Origin of the sequence: Pseudomonas sp. IT-P171, from assembly GCF_949767765.1 — a bacterium.
In the GTDB taxonomy this organism is placed as follows: Bacteria; Pseudomonadota; Gammaproteobacteria; order Pseudomonadales; family Pseudomonadaceae; genus Aquipseudomonas; species Aquipseudomonas fluorescens_B.
Genome location: NZ_CATKQN010000011.1, coordinates 533,848 through 554,829 on the forward strand (window position 1 = coordinate 533,848; position 20,982 = coordinate 554,829).

Here is a 20,982-nt window from a genome sequence, read left to right on the forward strand (position 1 = left end):
TTGAGTGGCGGAGTCTTGCATGCCGGCGTGGCGCACTATCAGTTTGTGGATGGACCAGCTCGACGAGCCATTGTTGGCGCGTCCGGCGCTGGAACAGGATCTGGACGTCGACGTCGCCATCATTGGCGCGGGCTACACCGGCCTCTGGACCGCCTACTACCTCAAACGTCTGGCGCCAGGCCTGGACATCGCCATCATTGAAGCGCAGACCGCCGGTTTTGGTGCCTCGGGCCGCAACGGCGGCTGGCTGATGGGCAATATCCTTGGCGAAGACCGCTTGCTGGCCGATCTATCGGCCGAACAGCGCCGCGCCTCTTATGATCTGCTGCACAGCATTCCGGATGAAGTGGAGATTGTCCTCGAACGTGAAGGCATCGACTGCGATTTTCGCAAAGGCGGGGCGCTGTATTGCGCCGCGCGCTATCCGGAACAGGAAGCCAGCCTGCGGCACTATCTCGACAAGCTCTACCAACAAGGCCTGAGCGAAAGTGATTACCGCTGGCTCAGCCCGGAGCAGTTGGCTCAGCAAATCAGAATTGCCAAGCCATATGGCGGTATCTATGCACCGCACGTCGCAACCCTTCACCCGGCAAAACTGGTACGAGGACTGGCTCGGACGGTGGAGCGCATGGGCGTCAGGATTTACGAAAACAGCCCGGTCACCCATTGGCAATCGGGCAGCCTGCGCACGGCAAAAGCGACCGTGCGCAGTCGCTGGATCGTTCCGGCGGTAGAAGGTTACGCGGCTACCTTGCCACCGTTGGGCCGTTACCAGTTGCCGGTGCAAAGCTTGATTGTGGCAACTGAGCCGCTGTCCGCTGCCACCTGGGACGAAATCGGCCTGAGTCGCGGCCAGGCGTTTGGCGAAAGCAGCCGCCAGGTCACTTACGGTCAGCGTACGGCGGATAACCGTCTGGTGTTCGGTGCGAGGGGCGGCTATCAGTTTGCCGGCAAACTGCGTCATGACTTCGACCTGACTACCAGCGAAGTAGAACTGCGCCGTTACCTGTTCGGCGAGCTATTCCCGCAACTCAAGCACGTACGCATCACTCACGGCTGGGGCGGCAACCTGGGCATGTCCCGGCGGTTCAAGCCGCACATGTTGTGCGATCAAGCGAGCGGCATTGCGATTTCTGGCGGTTATGGCGGGGAGGGCGTCGGCGCCAGCAACCTGGGCGGGCGAACCCTGGCCGATCTGATCCTGCAGCGCGATACCGACCTGGTTCATCAGCCGTGGGTCATCCCTCAAGGCGGTCTCGATGCGCTCAAAGCCTGGGAACCGGAACCCTGCCGCTGGCTCGGCTACAACGCGATCATCCGCAGCTTCGTCCATGAAGACCAGACCCTGGCCAACCCGGCTACCGCGCCCTGGCGGCGCAAACTGGCCAGTGGGGTTGCCGGGTTCATGGAAGGTTTCATGCAGTAAAGCGCTCTCTACATCGAAAGGTATTCCCATGAGCATCACGCAATTCAAGAACACCGCCACCCTGAAGCTGGAGGAATCAAACCCGGTCGCCGTGCCGCTGGGCACCCCCGTGGCGGTGGCGTCCACCACCAGCGTCGAACGGGACGATGGCGTCGAAACCGGCGTCTGGGAATGCACCCCCGGTCGCTGGCGTCGGCAGATCGTGGCCCAGGAATTCTGTCATTTCATCCAGGGACGCTGCACTTTCACCCCGGACGACGGTGAAACCCTCTCCATAGAAGCCGGCGATGCACTGATGTTGCCAGCCAACAGCCTCGGTATCTGGGACATCCAGGAAACCGTGCGCAAGACCTACGTTTTGATTTTTTGATCCTCTGATTGCCTGCCAACAAAAAAAACCTACACAGGAATCCACTCATGATCCGAAAGACCCTGGCACTGGCCCCACTGGCGCTCGTCGTGTCCCTCAGCCACGCAGCCGAGACCGTCAAGATCTACAACTGGTCGGACTACATCGCACCGGACACCACGAAAAACTTCCAGACAGCGACCGGCATCGGCTTCAGCTACGACGTTTATGACAGCAACGAAACCCTCGACGGCAAGTTGATGACCGGTAAATCCGGCTACGACGTGGTGTTCCCCTCCAACCACTTCATGGCCCGGCAGATTCAGGGCGGGGCGCTGAAGAAGCTCGACAAGAGCCAGTTGCCGAACTGGAAGAACCTGAATCCGGTCTTGCTCACGGCCTTGCAGACCAACGACCCGGGCAACGAGCACGGCTTTCCATATCTATGGGGCAGCACCGGCATCGGCTACAACATCGCCAAGGTCAAAGCGGTGTTGGGCGATAACGCCCCCGTGGATTCCTGGGACCTGATCTTCAAGCCCGAAAACATGGCGAAGCTGCAGAAGTGCGGCGTGGCGATCCTCGACAATGGTCCGGAATTGCTCCCGGCAGCCCTGAACTACCTGGGCCTGCCGCATCACAGCAAGAACCCGGAAGACTACAAAAAGGCTGAAGCGCTGCTGATGAAAGTCCGGCCTTACGTCAGCTATTTCCACTCGTCCAAGTACACCAGCGACCTCGCCAACGGTGACATCTGCGTGGCCGTCGGTTTCTCCGGTGACATCCTGCAAGCCGAAAACCGTGCGAAGGAAGCCAGGAACGGTGTGGACATCGGCTATGCGATTCCCAAGGAAGGCGCCGCCATCTGGTTCGACATGGTCGCCATGCCCGTCGATGCCCCGGACGAAAAAGCCGGTTACGCCTTCATGAACTACCTGCTGCGCCCGGACGTCATGGCCAGCATCAGCAACTACGTGCATTACGCCAATGGCAACGAACAGGCTGACAGTCTGATCGACCCGGCGATCAAGAACGACACCAAGGTCTACCCGAGCCCGGAAATGATGGGGAAATTGTTTGCACTGGAAGCGATGCCGCTGAATATTGACCGGATCCGCACGCGGGTATGGAACAAGATTCGCACCGGAAGCTGACAGGCTGGATCGAGACCATCGGGACAGGACGTCCCGTTGCGCGATCAGCCAGTGGGCTCGACCGTGCAACTCATTCGTCCCGAGCCCGGCATCTGGAAAAAAGCATCGTTGCCGTCTTGCCAGAAGCTGTAGTTCCCCCGATTGTCCCTGGCGTTGTATCGGGTCGCGGCATCATCCGGCACCTGGATAAGCGTGACCGAGGTATTTGCCCATTTCAGGTAAACGACACGCGGCTCGACATTGAAGAAAGTGGCGCCAATCAACGCGTTGAGCCCTGCGCAACGCAAGGCTATGGGGCCATCGGTGAGTCTGCTCGGATCCCTGGTTCGCGCAATCGCCGAGCCCTGACGAAGCTGATGCGCACGTTCGGCATAACGTCGGATCGTGCAGGCCTTGGGCTCTGCCCCGGCGCCACACTGATTGCGGGCGTCAGCCCAGAACCGCTGTTCGATCTCGACTTTTTCAGGACTCGGCACCGAATGAACGTCCGTAAGCGCCAGGCGATAAAGGCGCGTCAGTTCAATATCCATCTGCTTCAGTTGGGGGTCGCGACAGATAAGCTTCTCCACGGCGGCGGTGGCCCTGGCGCAATCGAAGCTGGTCGCCAGGACCGTAGAAGTCCCGGCCATGGCACAAAGGTTCGTCGCCGCGCACGCGCTGGCGGCGAGGAGGGCGGCTAAAAAGGGCGTGAGCATTTTCATGCAGGCTTCACCCGGATCATTTCGTGAGCCCCGTGAAGAACGATAACTCGGTATTTCAGTGTGGTCACATTCCTCGAAAAGTCTAATTTTTCACTGATCGAAGTGTACGAAACACAAGATGAATAGTCGGACGATTGCGCCCTGAACAACTTACCCTTATTTAATAATTAAATTATCGATTGTCCGACAATAACGCCGGCTCATTATTTTACATTCAATGTTTGATCAGCATGCCTATTGTTTCCGGGCACTTTCCCGATCACTCAAACTTGACGTCAAAAAAGGAGTGGACGTTTGATTTCCAATTGTGTCAGTTTTCTTTCGCCTTCATTGGGCGAGTGATAGGACGATCTCGCCAGAGATTGTCGCTATCTGACTAAAACTGTTCCATGGCAATACAAGGAAGTGTGTTTATGTCGAAAGTAAAAAGTAACGCTATCGAGAGTGCCGGGCTGGCCTTTCAGCCCTTGCAAGTATTGGCTGCCTCTAGTTCCGCGTTCAATCAGATCAATGGTTTCAGCCATCAGTACGACCGTGGCGGCAACCTTACGGTCAACGGCAAACCGTCGTTCTCCGTCGACCAGGCTGCCACCCAGTTACTGCGCGACGGTGCGGCCTACCAGGACAAGGACGGCAGCGGCAAAATCGAACTGACCTACACGTTCCTGACCTCGGCCTCGTCGAGCACCATGAACAAACACGGGATTACCGGGTTCAGCCAATTCAGCGCTCAACAGAAAGCCCAGGCCGTGCTCGCCATGCAATCCTGGGCCGACGTGGCCAAGGTGACGTTCACGGACAAGGCCACCGGCGGCGACGGTCACATGACCTTTGGCAACTACAGCGGCGGTCAGGACGGCGCGGCGGCATTCGCCTACTTGCCCGGTACGGGCGCAGGTTACGACGGGACCTCCTGGTACCTGACCAACAGCAGCTACACGCCCAACAAGACCCCGGAGCTGAACAACTACGGCCGGCAAACCCTGACCCACGAAATCGGTCATACCCTGGGCCTGGCCCATCCCGGCGACTACAACGCCGGTGAAGGCGCACCGACCTACAACGACGCGTCCTACGGGCAAGACACCCGCGGCTACAGCGTCATGAGCTACTGGAGTGAAAGCAACACCAGCCAGAACTTCAGCAAGGGCGGTGTCGAAGCCTATTCGTCGGGCCCGCTGATGGACGATATCGCAGCCATCCAGAAGCTCTACGGCGCCAATACGACCACCCGGACCGGCGATACCACCTACGGTTTCAACTCCAACGCCGGTCGCGATTTCCTGAGCGCGTCTTCGTCGTCGGACAAGGTCGTGTTTTCGGTGTGGGACGCGGGCGGCAAGGACACCCTGGATTTTTCCGGGTTTACCCAAAACCAGAAGATCAACCTCAATGATGCCTCGTTCTCCGACGTTGGCGGCCTGGTGGGCAATGTGTCCATTGCCAAGGGCGTTACCGTCGAAAACGCCATCGGCGGTTCGGGCAATGATTTGCTGATCGGTAACGGTGTATCCAACGAGCTGAAGGGCGGTGCCGGCAACGACATCCTTTACGGCGCGGGCGGTGCAGACACGATGTGGGGCGGCGCCGGTTCGGACACCTTCGTGTTCGCGGCCAGCAGCGACTCCAAGCCGGGTGCGGTCGATCAGATCCTCGATTTTGTCAGCGGTCTCGACAAGATCGACCTGAGCGGTATCACCAACGGCGCAGGCCTGCATTTTGTGAGCGCCTTCACGGGGGCGGCGGGCGATGCAGTGCTGACCACCTCCGGTGGCAACAGCCTGTTGTCGGTGGACTTCTCCGGGCATGGCGTGGCTGACTTCCTGGTCAGTACCGTTGGCCAGGCAGCATTCTCGGACATCGTGGCCTGATTCAAGGCAAAAGGAGGGCGGCGCCGAAAGCGCCGCTCTTTGTCCCTTGAGCCGCAACCCTGAGTAAAACGCCTTATGATCCCAGACGCTTTGACCTGCAAAGCAACCGCGTGGCTTTTCGCGACGCTCATGATGTTTTTTGGAGATGTAGCCATGGCAAGCAGCCTGAAGTTGGCAGACCCGTCGGAACTGGCGGGAAAATGGCGGGTGACGCAGCAGGGCAACCCATCGAACGTTTGCCCCCTGGAATTCAAAGCTAACCAGACCTTGGGCGACGGCACCGAGTGCCTCGCTGGATGGCTGGGAGAGCAGCCGATCGGTTGGTTTCCCGAGCCCGACGGCATCGCGCTCACCGGTAAGGAAGGGTCGAAGTTTGTGTTTTTCAGTCGTCAGCGTGACGGACTGTATCGAGGCACTTCGAAAACCGGACTGGTCATTGAACTTGAGCACCCGCTGCATTAATCGAAACCCTCCAAGTTGTTATTAAAGTGTAAGTAACAACCTCGCCAGGCAGGCGAGGGATAACACCTCAGGAAGAGCGCATGAAGATGGCTAAGAATCCGGTCACCGCACCGTTAATTATGGCGCTGGGCGACTACAAGAGCATTCTGATCAGCGTCGGCTGTTTTACGGCGCTGATCAACATTCTGATGTTAGTGCCCTCTATCTACATGCTTCAGGTTTATGACCGGGTATTGTCTTCACACAATGAAACCACGCTGGCCATGTTGTCGCTCATGGTCGTCGGGTTCTTTGTGTTTATCGGTTTGCTGGAGATTATCCGTAGTTTCATCGTGATTCGTATCGGCAGCCAACTGGAGCGACGCTTCAACCTGCGGGTGTATCAGGCGGCTTTCGAGCGCAACCTGTTCAGGGGCGAGGGCAACGCCGGGCAGTCGCTGGGGGATCTGACGCATATTCGTCTATTCGTTACCGGCCCGGCGCTGTTTGCCTTCTTCGATGCGCCTTGGTTTCCGGTGTACCTGTTCGTGATTTACCTGTTCAACGTCTGGCTCGGCGTGTTTGCCACGGCGGGCGCGGTGTTGCTGATCGGGCTGGCGTGTCTCAACGAGGCGATGACCAAGAAGCCGCTCGGTGAGGCGGCGGTTTTTTCCCAGAAGTCCAGCCTGATGGCCACCAGTCACTTGCACAACGCGGAAACCATTCAAGCGATGGGCATGCTCGGCGCCTTGCGCCATCGCTGGTTCCAGGTGCACTCGCGGTTCCTCGGCCTGCAGAATCAGGCCAGTGATACCGGCGCGGTCATCAGCTCCCTGAGCAAAACCTTGCGCCTGTGCCTGCAATCCCTCGTGCTGGGACTTGGCGCATTGCTGGTGATCAAGGGCGACATGACGGCCGGGATGATGATCGCCGGCTCGATCCTGATGGGACGGGTGCTGAGCCCCATCGACCAGTTGATCGCCGTATGGAAACAATGGAGCGGCGCGAAACTCGCCTATCGGCGTCTCGACGCGCTGCTTCAAGCCTTTCCACCAAGCGACGACGCCATGGCGTTGCCGGCGCCGAAAGGGCAGATCACCTTCGAACAGGTCAGTGCCGGTCCTCCCGGACAACGGGGCGCGACGTTGCACCTGGTCAGTTTCCAGCTCGGCAGCGGTGAAGTGCTGGGCGTGCTGGGTGCCTCCGGTTCCGGCAAGTCGACGCTGGCCCGAGTGCTGGTCGGCGTGTGGCCGACCCTCGGTGGCACCGTGCGGCTCGACGGCGCCGACATCCATCGCTGGAATCGCGACGAACTCGGCCCCTACATCGGTTACTTGCCGCAGGACATCGAATTGTTCAGCGGCAGCATCGCGCAAAACATCGCCCGGTTCCGTGAGGCCGATCCGCAAAAAGTCGTGGAAGCGGCCCATCAGGCGGGCGTCCATGACTTGATCCTGCGCCTGCCTCAAGGCTACGACACGGTGCTTGGCGAGGATGGCTGCGGGTTGTCCGGCGGTCAAAAACAGCGCGTGGCGCTCGCGCGAGCCCTGTACGGCAAACCGAGCCTGGTGGTGCTGGATGAACCGAACTCCAACCTCGACACCGTCGGCGAAGCCGCATTGGCCGGCGCGATTGCGCAAATGAAAGCCCAGGGCACCAGCGTGATTCTGGTGACTCACCGTTCTTCGGCGCTGGCCCAGGCGGACAAATTGCTGGTTCTCAATGATGGACGTTTGCAGGCGTTCGGCCCGAGCCAGGACGTGCTCAAGGCGCTAGCCGGCGCTCTGGAACAAAAGCCCGCGCAGGCACCGGCCGGGCTGAGCATGAGCCGGCAGTATCCGTCCTCGACAAGGAATTCGGGCGTATGAGCAACAACAGCGAAGCTACCCTGGAACACGATTACATCGCCGAGCGCCCTGAACGCGATGCGCGCTATTTCGCCCGCGTGGGCTGGATACTGGCGATTGTCGGTGCCGGCAGTTTCTTTACGTGGGCCAGCCTCGCGCCGCTCGACCAAGGCATTCCCGTGCAAGGCACGGTCGTGGTCTCCGGTAAACGCAAAGCCGTGCAATCGATGAGCAGCGGCGTGGTCAGCCAGATTCTGGTCCGCGAAGGCGAGGCGGTGAAGCAGGGCCAGCCGTTGTTCCAGCTCGACCGCACGCAAGTCGTCGCCGACGTGCAATCCCTGCGGGCGCAATACCGCATGGCCTGGGCCAGCCTGGCGCGCTGGCAAAGTGAGCGGGACAACCTCAAGCAGGTGAGTTTTCCCGTAGCGCTGAGCAGCGATCCTGACCCGCGCCTGGCGTTGGTGCTGGAAGGTCAACGGCAGCTGTTCAGCAGTCGCCGCGAAGCGTTTTCCCGCGAACAGGCCGCCTTGCGCGCCAGCATCGAGGGCGCCGGGGCGCAACTGGCCGGCATGCGTCGCGCCCGTTCGGACCTGTCGGCCCAGGCCAGCTCGCTGCAACAACAACTGGGCAATCTGCAGCCGCTGGCGGACAACGGCTACATCCCGCGCAACCGGCTGATGGAGTACCAGCGCCAGTTATCGCAAGTTCAACAACAATTGGCAGAAAACACCGGTGAAAGCGGTCGAGTAGAGCAGGGAATCCTCGAATCGCGCCTTAAGCTGCAACAACATATCGAGGAATACCAAAAAGAAGTCCGCACTCAACTGGCCGATGCGCAGCTCAAAAGCGTGACCCTCGAAGAGCAACTGACCTCTGCCGGATTCGACCTGCAACACAGCGAGATCATTGCCACAGCGGACGGCATTGCGGTCAACCTCGGGGTGCACACCGAAGGCGCCGTAGTGCGTCAGGGCGAAACCCTGCTGGAGATCGTCCCGCAAGGCACCCACCTGGAAGTCGAAGGGCACCTTCCGATCAACCTGATCGACAAGGTCGGCACGCACCTGCCGGTGGACATTCTGTTCACCGCGTTCAACCAGAACCGCACACCGCGTGTACCCGGCGAAGTCAGCCTGATTTCCGCCGACCAGATGGTCGATGAGAAAACCGGTGTGCCGTATTACGTGCTGCGCAGCAGTGTCAGCGATCAGGCCATGGAAAAACTCAACGGGCTGGTGATCAAACCCGGCATGCCCGCGGAAATGTTCGTGCGCACCGGCGAGCGTTCACTCCTCAACTATCTGTTCAAACCGCTGCTCGACCGCGCAGGTTCCGCGTTGACCGAGGAATAAGGATGTTCCGCTGTATGAATAAGCTTTCCTTCTTCGCCGCGAGTCTCGCGTTACTGACCTGCAACGCTTCAATGGCCATGGGCCCGTTCGACATCTACGAACAAGCGTTGCGCAATGATCCGGTGTTTCTCGGCGCCATCAAGGAACGCGATGCCGGCCTGGAAAACCGCGCCATCGGCCGCGCCGGGCTGTTGCCACACCTGGGTTACACCTACAACAAGGGCCGCAACACTTCCAAGGTCACCTACCTCAACGAGCGCGGACAAAATCAGCGCGATGATCGCAACTACAGCAGTTATGGCTCGACCTTGACGCTGCAACAGCCGTTGATCGATTACGAAGCCTATGCGGCGTACCGAAAAGGCGTAGCGCAATCGCTGTTCGCCGATGAAGCCTTTCGCGGCAAGAGCCAGGAATTGTTGGTACGCGTGCTGGAAAACTATACCCAGGCGCTGTTCGCCCAAGACCAGATCGACATTGCACTGGCGAAAAAGAAAGCCTTCGAACAACAGTTCCAGCAGAACGAACACATGTTCCGCCAGGGTGAGGGCACGCGCACCGATATTCTCGAGGCTGAATCCCGTTACGAACTGGCGACCGCCGAGGAAATCGAGGCGCGCAACGAGCAGGATGCGTCCTTGCGAGAACTCGGTGCGCTGATCGGTGCGCCGGCCATCGACATCGCCGATCTGGCGCCGCTTGATCACGACTTTCAGACCTTCACCCTGCAACCCGCCCGATACGACACCTGGCACGAGATGGCCGTGGCGAATAACCCGAACCTGGCGTCGCAGCGCCAGGCCGTGGAAGTGGCGCGCTACGAAGTCGAACGCAATCGCGCCGGGCACCTGCCGAAAGTCAGTGCCTACGCCTCGGTGCGGCAGAACGAATCGGAAAGCGGCAACACTTACAACCAGCGCTACGACACCAACACCATCGGCATCGAGGTCAACGTGCCGCTGTATGCCGGCGGTGGGGTTTCCGCCTCGACACGCCAGGCCAGCCGCGCCATGGAGCAGGCGCAGTTCCAGCTTGATGGTCAGACCCGGCAGACACTGATCGAACTGCGCCGGCAGTTCAGCGCGTGCCAGTCGGGGGTGAGCAAGTTGCGGGCCTACCAGAAAGCCCTGGCGTCCGCTGAAGCACTGGTGGTCTCGACGAAGCAGAGCATCCTTGGCGGTGAACGGGTCAACCTCGATGCGCTCAATGCCGAACAACAGCTCTACACCACACGCCGCGACCTGGCCCAAACGCGGTACGACTATTTGATGGCCTGGATCAAGTTGCATTACTACGCCGGAACCCTGAGCGAGCAAGACCTGGCCAAAGTTGACGAGGCGTTTGGGCAAGGCCCGCCGTCACGCCGCAAGGATATCTAGGGCAATGCAGAGTCTTGAGTCAAGGAAACCTGTGGCGAGGGCACAGCGGTACAGCATTCCAACAACAAGAGAGGCTTTACCATGGGTGTGTACGACTACAAAAACTTCGGCACGGCAGATTCAAAGGCGTTGTTCACCGACGCCATGGCGATCACGCTGTACTCCTATCACAACCTCGATAACGGCTTTGCCACCGGTTACCAACACCACGGCTTTGGCCCCGGTTTGCCGGCAACGCTGGTCACCGCACTGATTGGCGGCACCGACTCCCAAGGCGTAATCCCCGGCGTGCCATGGAATCCGGATTCGGAAAAAGCCGCGCTCGACGCGGTGCAGAAGGCTGGCTGGACGCCCATTACCGCGACTCAATTGGGTTATGACGGCAAGGTCGATGCCCGCGGAACCTTCTTCGGCGAGAAGGCCGGATTCACCAGCGCCCAGGTCGAAATCCTCGGCAAGTACGACGCCCTGGGCCATCTCAGCGAAATCGGCATCGCCTTTCGCGGCACCAGTGGTCCTCGGGAAAGCCTGATCAGTGACTCGGTCGCCGACGTGATCAACGATCTGCTCGCCGCATTGGGGCCGAAGGATTACGCGAAGAACTACGTGGGCGAAGCGTTTGGCGACTTGCTGGGCGATGTCGCGGCATTGGCCCGTGCCAACGGCTTGTCGGGCAAGGATGTGCTGGTCAGCGGCCACAGCCTCGGCGGTCTGGCGGTCAACAGCCTGGCGGACCTGAGCAACGACAACTGGGCCGGGTTCTACAAGGACTCCAACTACATTGCCTACGCCTCACCGACCCAAAGCAGCACCGATAAAGTGCTCAACGTCGGTTATGAGAACGACCCGGTATTCCGCGCGCTCGACGGCTCATCCTTCAATCTGTCTTCAGTGGGCGTGCACGATGCTCATCAGGACTCGGCGACCAACAACATCGTCAGCTTCAACGATCATTACGCCTCGACGGCGTGGAACGTGCTGCCGTTTTCCATCCTCAATATCCCGACCTGGATTTCTCACCTGCCCACGGGTTATGGCGATGGCATGGCCCGGCTGATCGAGTCGAAGTTCTATGAACTGACCAGCAAGGACTCGACCATTATTGTCGCCAACCTGTCCGATCCGGCGAGCAGCAACACCTGGGTCCAGGACCTCAATCGCAACGCCGAGACCCATAAGGGCAGCACCTTCATCATCGGCAGCGACGGCAACGACCTGATCCAGGGCGGCAAGGGCAACGACTACCTGGAAGGCCGCGATGGCAATGACACCTTCCGCGACGGTGGTGGCTACAACATTGTGCTGGGTGGCAAGGGCAACAATGTGCTGGACTTGCAGCAGTCGGTGAAAAACTTCGATTTCGCCAATGACGGCGCCGGCAACCTGTATATCCGCGATGGGCAGGGCGGTATCAATATCACCCGCGACATTGGCAGCATTACCACCAGGGAGCCGGGGTTTCTCTGGGGACTGTTCAAGGATGACGTGAGCCACAGCGTTACGGCCAACGGTTTGGCGGTGGGAAACAACCTGACTCAATACGCCTCGACGCTGAAGGGCGGAGCGGGCGCCGATACGCTAAAGGCTCACGTGAGTGGTGATTGGTTGTTTGGCCTGGACGGCAACGACCATTTGATCGGTGGTCAAGGCAACGACGTGTTTGTCGGCGGCGCGGGGAATGACCTGATGGAATCGGGCGGCGGGAGCGACACGTTCCTGTTCAGTGGCGCGTTTGGCCATGACCGGGTGTTGGGTTATCAGGCGAATGACAAACTGGTGTTTCTCGGGGTTCAGGGGGTGGCGCCGGATGATGATTACCGGGCTCATGCCACGGTGGTCGGGAACGATACGGTGCTAACGTTTGGCGGTGATTCTGTGACGTTGGTCGGGGTGGGGCTGGATAGCCTGGGCGGTGTTGTTATTGCCTGAAGCTGATGTGACGTCTGCAAGGGACACATCGCGGGCTTGCCCGCGATGAACGATAACGCGGTCTTCAGTCTTCCTTGCGAACCGTAGCCACTTCATCAACCTTGACCTTCACTTTCGTCCCGGAAATATCTTCAAATTCGTAAAAACCTTCCGTGTTATTGGCTTTCGGCATGTCCTTGGTCAAATACTGGGTGCCGTTCTGCAGTGTCACTACCGTTGGCGTCGAGCAACCAGCAAGGGCCAGCAGCGCCGCCATAGCCAGGGGCAAACCCAGAGCCTTGATATTCATAACCACCTCTCATCCTCCAAAAAACAGCGCGACTGCTGCGAATCCTTCAATCGTCACTGTACCTCTAACGCGGTTGGTACGATGGATCGCGGGAAAGTTCGACAGGCAGTCGAAATAATCCCGATCACGCCGCCGCTTATCATTTTCCGTTTGCACCGGACAGGGCGTTGCTGGTATCTGTACGCATAACCAGTATTCGCTCCCCATGGCCCTGTTTTCCTGTGACCCAGAATCCGCTCGACGATCCGTTCTATTACTTGAACAACTTCACGCAAGTGCTTGATTGGCTTGAGCACCGCTATGCCGATGTGCTGACGGTCGAGGAGCAAACCTTCATCCGTGAATTCAACCGGTTGCCCCGCGAGTCCAGGGCGCTGCTGGTACGGATGGTGATGCGCAAGGGGATTCATTTTCGGGCCGGCAAACTGCATTACCTCGAGATTGGCGACATCGCCAGCGCCGCCGGGCCATTACTGGAACTGGGCTGGATCGATGAGCAGGCGCCGCTGTCACTCGAAACGCTATTCGACGTATTGCTCAAGGCGGAAATCGTGCAGTGCTTCGGCACCGTCATTGATCAGCCCAAAGGCAAAAAGACCGAGTGGCTCCCGCCCCTGAGCGAGCGATTTCCCGAAGCACTCAGTTTTAGCCAATGGTGCGCCCCCCTGGAAGACCGGTTGTTCAGCCTGACCATCATGGGTCTGTGTGATCGTCTGCGCCTGATGTTCTTCGGCAATCTTTATCAGGACTGGTCGGAGTTCGTACTGGCCGACCTCGGCATCTTTACCTACGAAAAAGTCGAGTTCTGCGCGGAATCCCGAGGCTTGCGCAGTCGCGAGGACGTGGATGCCTGTTTCTTCCTTCACGAATGCCAGCAGCGATTGGAAGCGGGCGAGGCGGTGGCGGGGATTGTCGAGCAGATCAACGGGCTGACACTCACCAATCCCTGGTTGCAGAAACGGCGCGGCAAGCTGTTGTTCCAGATCGGTCAGCACTGCGAGCGCGTGGCGGATTTTGCCAATGCGCTGGGGATTTACCGCAACTGCACGTGGCCCGGTGCGAGGGCGCGGTTGATTCGTGTGCTGGAGCGCTGCGGCGAGTATCAACTGGCCATGGAACTGGCCACAGTGGCTGGCCAATCGCCGGAAAGCGCTGCCGAACAACAGCAACTGCTGCGCGTATTGCCCCGGCTGCGGCGCAAGCTTGGCGGGCCGCCAGCAAAACGTTCGTCCCCAAGGGAAATGCTGCGCCTGGAGCTGCAACTGCCCAGAGTCGATCCCGCGCTATCGGTGGAGTTCTACGTACAGGCGCATCTGGCGGAGGATTCGGCACCGGTGCACTACGTCGAAAACAGCCTGATCAACTCGCTGTTCGGGTTGCTGTGCTGGCCGGCGATCTTCGCGCCCTTGCCCGGGGCGTTTTTCCACCCGTTCCAGCGTGGGCCGGTGGATCTGCTTAATGAAGACTTCCATGCACGACGCGCCGATCTGTTCAAGGCCTGCCTCGCCGAGCTCGATGACGGGCGTTACCTCCAGACGATCCGGGAACGGTATGCCGCCAAGTGGGGCGTGCAATCGCCGTTTGTGTTCTGGGGCGCGTTAACCGAAAACCTGCTCGACCAGGCGCTTGATTGTCTGCCGGCCGAGCACCTCAAACACTGGTTCAACCGTTTACTGCTGGACATAAAGGCCAACCGCGCCGGCATGCCGGACCTGATTCAGTTCTGGCCGCAGCACAAGACCTATCGCATGATCGAAGTCAAAGGCCCTGGCGATCGCCTGCAAGACAACCAGTTGCGCTGGCTCGAGTTCTGCCATGAACACCAGATGCCGATTGCCGTCTGCTACGTGCAATGGGCGGAGCAGAGCGCTTGAGCTACAGCATCGCAGTGCGGGCGTTGTGTGAGTTCACCGCCAAGGTCGGCGACCTCGACCTGCGCTTCACACCCTCGCCGACTGCGCTGGAAGGCATCGTCGGCCACCGGACGGTGGCGTCCCGGCGCAGCGACGGATATCAGGGTGAAGTCGCGCTTGAAGGCCAGTATCAAACGTTGAAGGTCAAGGGCAGGGCGGACGGCTACGATCCGGTGCAAAACTGCCTGGAAGAAGTGAAAACCTACCGCGGTGACCTGAGCAAACAACCGACCAACCACCGTCAGCTGCACTGGGCGCAGGCCAAGGTCTACGGCTGGTTGATGTGTCAGAAACTGGATCTGGCGCAGATCAACCTGGCGCTGGTGTACTTCGACATCGTCAGCGAAAAGGAAACCTGTCTGGTCGAAGCGTTCAGCGCTGAAGAACTGAAGGGGTTTTTCGAGCATCATTGCCAGCTGTTCCTGCGCTGGGCTGAACAGGAGATGGCCCATCGCGAAGCGCGCAACGGCGCGGCTCAGCAACTGGCATTTCCCCATACCGATTTTCGTCCGGGGCAACGGCATCTGGCGGAGTCCGTGTTCAAGGCCGTCAGCACCGGCCGTTGCCTGATGGCCCAGGCGCCGACAGGTATCGGCAAGACCGTCGGCACGCTGTTTCCAATGCTCAAGGCCCTGGCGCCGCAGCAGCTGGACAAGGTGTTTTTCCTCACGGCGAAAACCCCCGGGCGCAAACTGGCGCTCGATGCGACGCAGGTCATTCTCGACAGCGCGACTGCGCCACCGTTGCGTGTTCTGGAAATGATTGCCCGGGACAAGGCCTGCGAGCATCCGGACAAGGCCTGCCATGGCGAATCCTGCCCGTTGGCCCAGGGTTTCTATGATCGGTTGCCGGCTGCGCGCCAGGTCGCCAGCGAGCTGTCACTGTTGAATCAGAACGCCTTGCGCGACGTCGCCCTGAAACACAGTGTCTGTCCTTACTACCTGAGCCAGGAAATGGCCCGTTGGGCCGACGTGGTGGTCGCTGACTACAACTACTATTTCGATTTCAGCGCGCTGCTGTTCGGGCTGGCCCAGGCCAACAACTGGAAAGTCGCGGTACTGGTGGACGAAGCCCACAATCTGGTGGAGCGCGGGCGGCAGATGTACAGCGCCAGCCTTGACCAGTCGACGCTCAACGGTGTGCGCAAAACCGCTCCCGAGCCATTGAAGAAAGCCTTGCAACGGGTCAATCGTGAATGGAACGCCCTGCATAACCTGCAACTCGCGCCATACCAGGCCTACGACAAACCCCCGGAAAAACTGCTACAGGCATTGTCGTCATGCAGCGCGAGCATCGGCGACTATCTCAATGATCATCCCCAGGGCCTGGACAGCGCCTTGCAGAATTTCTATTTCGACATGCTGCAGTTCTGTCGCGTCGCCGAGCTTTTCGATGAACAGTTCCTGTTCGACATCAGCAAACGCGACCTTGAGCGCAAACGCAACCTGTCGCAATTGTGCCTGCGCAACGTGGTTCCCGCCGGTTTCATCCGACCCCGCCTGACGGCGGCACGCAGTACCGTGCTGTTTTCCGCGACGTTGAGCCCTCGTCATTACTATGCCGATTTGCTCGGGACGCCCGCGAGCACAGTCTGGATCGACGTCGAATCACCGTTTCACGCTGACCAGTTGAAGGTCCATATCGTCAGCCAGATTTCCACGCGGTTTGTCCATCGACAGTCTTCTCTGGCGCCGATCGTCGAACTGATCGCCAGGCAGTTCACCCAATGCCCCGGGAACTACCTGGCGTTTTTCAGCAGCTTCGATTACTTGCAGCAAGTGGCGCAGTTGCTGGCCGAGACACATCCACACATCAATCTCTGGTCGCAATCCCGAGGCATGGGGGAAGGGCAGCGTCAAGACTTCCTCGATCAGTTCACCGCGCACAGCCAGGGCATCGGCTTCGCGGTGCTGGGCGGGGCGTTTGGTGAAGGCATCGACTTGCCCGGTGCCCGGTTGATCGGCGCCTTTATCGCCACCCTCGGACTGGCGCAACTCAACCCGGTCAATGAACAGCTGAAACATCGTATGGCGGCGATTTTCGGAGCCGGTTATGACTACACCTACCTGTTTCCCGGCGTGCAGAAAGTCGTTCAGGCAGCAGGACGCGTCATCCGTACCCAACAGGATCAAGGGGTGGTGATGTTGATCGATGATCGCTTTGGCGACAGCAAGGTCAAACAGCTGCTGCCGCGCTGGTGGTCGGTTGCCCCGTCGATTTTGCTCTCTGTCGAGTAGGAACTTTTACCCAAAAAAACATCGACATACCTTGAAAGCTCTCACCGTTTGAACAATGGGTGAGTACACGCTTTATTGATTCGGCAAGCCATCACTTTCAAGCCCGACTTTGATAAGGAAATCAAGGCATGTCAGAAGCAAAAATGTATGAGTACACCCCCGACCAGATCACGCAGGCATTCGATGAAATCATCGCGACGATTTTCAGCGGTATCACCGTCGAAGCTGTACCCAAAATGCTGGTCGTGGCTGGGATCGAGGCGTCAGGCAAAACTTACTTGCTGGAAAAGAGCCTGCTGCCTACTGGCCGCTATAAAAACTACGTGCGCCTGTATCTGACCGAGTACAGGAAAAAGCACCCTCAGTACGCGCAGATAATCAAAAAGGGCGTTTTGCATGCTTACGAGCACACTGAGGAGTTTGTTCGGGAAGTCTGCGCAAAGATCTTTGCGCAGGCGTTCGACAGTAAATACAACATCATCATGGAAAGCGCCTTCGACAGCCTGGATTTCGCTGCCTTTCCGCCGTTGGCGACCGCTGCCGGGTATCAGTTCGAGACTCACATTGTTGGCTGCACTCAAGAATTCGCTCATGTATCGAGCATTAAACGAGGGCTAAAGAGCCTGGAAGTGCAGGACCTGGAAAGATTTCTCACGGCGGAGAAGCTGGATATCAGCACAGGCCTTTCGCAAGCGATCATTCTGGCCTTCGAAACGGCGGCAAAAGCGGTCAGCGGTTCGCAAATGTTTGTCTATGAGCGTGGATTCGGAGCGTTGAACGAACGTATCCTTCGTGCACATAGCGCCTATATCAAAAACAATGATGGTTCCGTCACCACAACGACTACCGGGATGAATTTTACCTATAGCATCTACTCCAACATTATTCAGAACCTCGTCTTCGCAAGAAACGATCGCAACGAAATAATTAAAGAATGCCATTTGGCATTGCTCAAAGCCTCTACCCATGCCGCGGACGTCCCACAATTTGTCTATAACGACTTGTACGCCTACCTCGTCAGGTACGTGTATCGATAGCTTCGGGGAGGCAAGCGTCTTATTGCCGGCTTCGTACCATCCTGATTTGTCCCATACTCCAAAAAACATTCCTGACGTGAGGGCTCAATGAGCGAAGATCGAACCAAGGCCAGCACCATCGAGGACGGGCGTTTTCGCCTGTTGATCGACGCGGTGATTGACTACGCGATCTACATGATTGATCCCGACGGCATCATTACCAGCTGGAATGCTGGCGCCAAGCGCTTCAAGGGGTATGAGGAAGCCGAGATTCTCGGCCAGCATTTCTCGCGTTTCTACACCGAAGAGGATCGCCTCAAAGGAATGCCCCAACGGGCGCTGGACACGGCGATCCGCGAGGGACGGTTCGAGGGCGAAGGCTGGCGGGTTCGCAAGGACGGTACGCATTTCTGGTGCCATGTAGTGATCGATCCGATTTTCGATGCGGCGGGCACCTTGTTGGGATTTGCCAAGATCACCCGGGACCTGACCGACCGCAAGATGGCCGAAGAAGTCCTCAAACAAAGCGAGCAGCAGTTCCGGCTACTGGTTCAAAGCGTCACGGACTACGCCATCTACATGCTCGACGCCGATGGACGCCTGACCAACTGGAACCCTGGTGCCCAGCGCATCAAGGGGTACCTGCCCGAAGAAGTCATCGGCCAGCATTTTTCGATGTTCTACACCCCGGAAGATCGCGAAGCCGGCGAACCGAAGCGCACGCTGGACATTGCGGTACGTGAGGGGCGATTCGAAAACAAGGGCTGGCGGCTGCGCAAGGACGGCACACGGTTCCTGGCGCATGTCGTGGTCGATCCGATCTGGGGCGAAACCGGCACGTTGCTCGGTTTCGCCAAGATCACCCGTGATATCACCGAAGCGACCCACGCCCAGCAAGCCCTGGAACAAACCCGCGAGGCGCTCTTTCAGGCGCAAAAGATGCAGGCCATCGGGCAACTCAGCGGAGGCATTGCCCATGACTTCAATAACCTGCTGACAGTGATCCTCGGCAATCTGGAAATCGTCCGCAAGCGCGTGGGGGACGATCCGAAAATCACCCGGTTGCTGGACAACGCCACTCAGGGTGCCCAGCGGGGAGTTTCGCTGACCCAACGCATGCTGGCCTTTGCCAGGCGCCAGGAACTGAAGACCGAGCCTGTCGACATACCGATGTTGGTGGAGGGCATTACCGGACTGTTGCGCAGTTCCCTCGGGCCTTCCGTGGTGCTCGAAACCCGCTTTTCGCAAGCGCTCGAACCTGTGCTGGCCGACGTCAACCAGCTCGAACTGGCGGTCCTGAACCTGGTGACCAACGCCCGGGATGCAATGCCCCACGGCGGGAAAATCCTGATCAGCGCCAAGTCTGAAGAGGCCGGGGATCACTCTTCGCTCGCGCCAAAGTCAGGCCGCTATGTCTGCCTGAGCGTCGTTGATACGGGGGAGGGCATGGATGACGCCACTCTTTCCACGGCGATGGACCCGTTCTTCACCACCAAGGGGGTGGGCAAAGGCACGGGGCTGGGATTGTCGATGGTGCATGGCTTCATCGAACAATTGGGCGGGCGATTCATTCTGAAAAGCCAAGAGGACAAGGGAACCACGGCCGAACTGTGGATACCCGTCGCCACAAACAGTTTGGCTGCCAAGCCTGCCCAGGAGGACGCCGCGCTGCCGGTGCCGCGCCTGTGCGTGCTGGTGGTGGACGACGACAATCTGGTGCTGACCAGTACTTGCCTGTTGCTCGAAGATTTGGGGCATCGGGTGATCAGTGCAGTCTCCGGGGCTCAAGCGCTGAAGGTGTTCGACAGCGAGCAGACCATCGATCTGGTCATTACCGACATGGCCATGCCACAAATGGATGGCGCGCAACTGGCGCAGGCAATCCGAAGCATCAAACCGGACCTGCCGATCATCCTCGCCACGGGTTACGCGGAGCGGCTGGAAGGCTTTGCGACCAGACTCCCGCGCCTGTCGAAACCATTTACTCAGCTGAATCTGGTGGAGGTCATTGCCTCGACGATGAAATGACTCATTGTCCGGTCGCGGAGCCTGCGTTCTTTTTGAACCCGCGCAAGTTCATGGCAAACAGGCAAAATTGCAACACGATCAACGCGTAGGCCTGTGTGTGATAGCCCCAGATCACCCATAAAATGTTGCTGAGGATAAAACAGATGAACCCCCAGACCCGGCGCCTGGGGTTTCGTGAACCGATCAGCCAGGCCGCCAGCACCGTGACCAGCATTGCTGGCCATTGCACCCAATCAAGATCGTCCATTGCAGACCCCTTGCAGTTTCAATCCAGCTGAACTTGTCAGTAGGCGTTTCTTCTAAAGGTTTTCCATTCTGTGTGTGACTCCCTTGCCAAGAATACTGACTGAAACCCCAGCCGAAGAAGCCTTGACCGAACACAACGCCAAGATGTTCGGCTCGCCCAAGGAACGTCTGGATTTCTACCGCCGGGAAATCCAGTACGAAACCAGCATTCTGGCCAATCGCACCGATGCCTACCTCGCGGCGCAATCGTTTCTGGTGATTGCCTTCGCATCGTGCATGTCCAACCTTAATCCCGAGTGGGGCAAACTCTTCACCCTGGTGGTGCCGCCGTTTCTGGCGCTGCTGGGGCTGCTCAGTTCACTCAACGCCTGGCCGGGCATTCGCGCGGCGTATGACATCATCGATCACTGGCACTTCAAGCAGAGTGAACTGCTGCGCAGCGAACCCCTGATGGGACTCGCTTACGACGAGTCGCCGTTGTTCAGCGAAATGGAGTCCTCCCACAAGGGCTATCGCAAGTCGCTGTTGTTCTCGGTGCGCACACCCTGGATTTTTGCCACGTTCTGGGTATTGCTGGGCAGTTACGCGGTTTTTATCCAAGTGACCAATCCTGGCGCATAAGACGCAAAAGTAAAAAGGCCCGGCAAGCGCCGCAATGCTGTTCACTTAAGCGCGCTCTTGGATCGTGCATACCTTTGTGGCGAGCGAGCTTGCTCGCGCTGGGCTGCGTAACGGCCCCAAAAATCTGACAACTATTGCCGAGTTTTGTGAGTGCTACGCACTCAAGCGGGAGCAAGCTCTCTC

General features: G+C 58.7%; 17 protein-coding genes. 14 read left to right on the top strand and 3 right to left on the bottom strand.

What is annotated here, in order from left to right; all coding sequences use genetic code 11:
• The first annotated feature begins 19 nt into the window (after positions 1-19).
• The 3 genes from ACM6I5_RS10875 to ACM6I5_RS10885 are packed head-to-tail and all read left to right on the top strand — an operon-like array spanning position 20 to position 2,929.
• The gene (locus ACM6I5_RS10875) at positions 20-1,426 is read left to right on the top strand and encodes an NAD(P)/FAD-dependent oxidoreductase (RefSeq protein WP_414883804.1); all 1,407 of its coding nucleotides are present in this window, start codon (positions 20-22) and stop codon (positions 1,424-1,426) included.
• Positions 1,427-1,454: 28 nt separating this feature from the next.
• The gene (locus tag ACM6I5_RS10880; protein ID WP_017338763.1) at positions 1,455-1,796 is read left to right on the top strand and encodes a cupin domain-containing protein; all 342 of its coding nucleotides are present in this window, start codon (positions 1,455-1,457) and stop codon (positions 1,794-1,796) included.
• A 47-nt stretch (positions 1,797-1,843) separates the two neighbouring features.
• Positions 1,844-2,929 (top strand): polyamine ABC transporter substrate-binding protein, encoded by a 1,086-nt coding sequence (locus ACM6I5_RS10885; protein WP_414880492.1) that lies wholly within the window; start codon positions 1,844-1,846, stop codon positions 2,927-2,929.
• 44 nt (positions 2,930-2,973) lie between these two features.
• Here the strand turns inward: ACM6I5_RS10885 and ACM6I5_RS10890 are convergent, their stop codons facing one another.
• A complete protein-coding gene (locus tag ACM6I5_RS10890) occupies positions 2,974-3,630 on the bottom strand; it encodes an MliC family protein (protein WP_414883805.1) in 657 nt (218 codons plus the stop codon).
• Between the two features lie 413 nt (positions 3,631-4,043).
• On the opposite strand from ACM6I5_RS10890, the gene ACM6I5_RS10895 reads away from it, so the two are divergent.
• From ACM6I5_RS10895 to ACM6I5_RS10920, 6 genes are all read left to right on the top strand, one after another.
• Positions 4,044-5,501, top strand: a complete 1,458-nt coding sequence (locus tag ACM6I5_RS10895) for a serralysin family metalloprotease (RefSeq protein WP_414883806.1) — start codon at positions 4,044-4,046, stop codon at positions 5,499-5,501.
• A gap of 75 nt (positions 5,502-5,576) precedes the next feature.
• On the top strand, positions 5,577-5,963 hold the full coding sequence (locus ACM6I5_RS10900; RefSeq protein ID WP_414883807.1) for an AprI/Inh family metalloprotease inhibitor: 387 nt from the start codon (positions 5,577-5,579) through the stop codon (positions 5,961-5,963).
• 80 nt (positions 5,964-6,043) lie between these two features.
• The gene (locus ACM6I5_RS10905; protein ID WP_414883808.1) at positions 6,044-7,810 is read left to right on the top strand and encodes a type I secretion system permease/ATPase; all 1,767 of its coding nucleotides are present in this window, start codon (positions 6,044-6,046) and stop codon (positions 7,808-7,810) included.
• A complete protein-coding gene (locus ACM6I5_RS10910; protein ID WP_414883809.1) occupies positions 7,807-9,141 on the top strand; it encodes an HlyD family type I secretion periplasmic adaptor subunit in 1,335 nt (444 codons plus the stop codon). Before ACM6I5_RS10905 ends, ACM6I5_RS10910 begins: the two co-directional genes overlap by 4 nt.
• A 2-nt stretch (positions 9,142-9,143) precedes the next feature.
• Positions 9,144-10,520 carry a TolC family outer membrane protein gene (locus ACM6I5_RS10915; RefSeq protein ID WP_414880489.1) on the top strand — a complete coding sequence of 459 codons (1,377 nt, stop codon included), beginning with the start codon at positions 9,144-9,146 and terminating at the stop codon, positions 10,518-10,520.
• Positions 10,521-10,601: 81 nt separating this feature from the next.
• A complete protein-coding gene (locus tag ACM6I5_RS10920; protein ID WP_414880488.1) occupies positions 10,602-12,449 on the top strand; it encodes a polyurethanase in 1,848 nt (615 codons plus the stop codon).
• Between the two features lie 64 nt (positions 12,450-12,513).
• Here the strand turns inward: ACM6I5_RS10920 and ACM6I5_RS10925 are convergent, their stop codons facing one another.
• A complete protein-coding gene (locus ACM6I5_RS10925; protein ID WP_414883810.1) occupies positions 12,514-12,738 on the bottom strand; it encodes a YgdI/YgdR family lipoprotein in 225 nt (74 codons plus the stop codon).
• 221 nt (positions 12,739-12,959) lie between these two features.
• Between ACM6I5_RS10925 and ACM6I5_RS10930 the strand changes: the two genes are divergently transcribed.
• The 4 genes from ACM6I5_RS10930 (at position 12,960) to ACM6I5_RS10945 (ending at position 19,932) form a co-directional block, all read left to right on the top strand.
• Positions 12,960-14,612, top strand: a complete 1,653-nt coding sequence (locus ACM6I5_RS10930) for a VRR-NUC domain-containing protein (RefSeq protein ID WP_017338773.1) — start codon at positions 12,960-12,962, stop codon at positions 14,610-14,612.
• Entirely contained in the window at positions 14,609-16,888 is a 2,280-nt protein-coding gene (locus ACM6I5_RS10935; protein WP_414883811.1) for an ATP-dependent DNA helicase, read from the top strand. Before ACM6I5_RS10930 ends, ACM6I5_RS10935 begins: the two co-directional genes overlap by 4 nt.
• A gap of 128 nt (positions 16,889-17,016) precedes the next feature.
• Positions 17,017-17,925, top strand: a complete 909-nt coding sequence (locus tag ACM6I5_RS10940; RefSeq protein WP_017338775.1) for a zeta toxin family protein — start codon at positions 17,017-17,019, stop codon at positions 17,923-17,925.
• A gap of 87 nt (positions 17,926-18,012) precedes the next feature.
• Positions 18,013-19,932: a PAS domain S-box protein gene (locus ACM6I5_RS10945; RefSeq protein ID WP_414883812.1), complete on the top strand. Its 1,920-nt coding sequence runs from the start codon at positions 18,013-18,015 to the stop codon at positions 19,930-19,932.
• Position 19,933: 1 nt separating this feature from the next.
• Here the strand turns inward: ACM6I5_RS10945 and ACM6I5_RS10950 are convergent, their stop codons facing one another.
• Positions 19,934-20,179 (bottom strand): hypothetical protein, encoded by a 246-nt coding sequence (locus ACM6I5_RS10950; RefSeq protein WP_414883813.1) that lies wholly within the window; start codon positions 20,177-20,179, stop codon positions 19,934-19,936.
• An 83-nt stretch (positions 20,180-20,262) separates the two neighbouring features.
• Here ACM6I5_RS10950 and ACM6I5_RS10955 point away from each other — a divergent pair, with 83 nt between their 5' ends.
• On the top strand, positions 20,263-20,799 hold the full coding sequence (locus ACM6I5_RS10955; protein WP_017338778.1) for a hypothetical protein: 537 nt from the start codon (positions 20,263-20,265) through the stop codon (positions 20,797-20,799).
• Positions 20,800-20,982 lie beyond the last annotated feature (183 nt).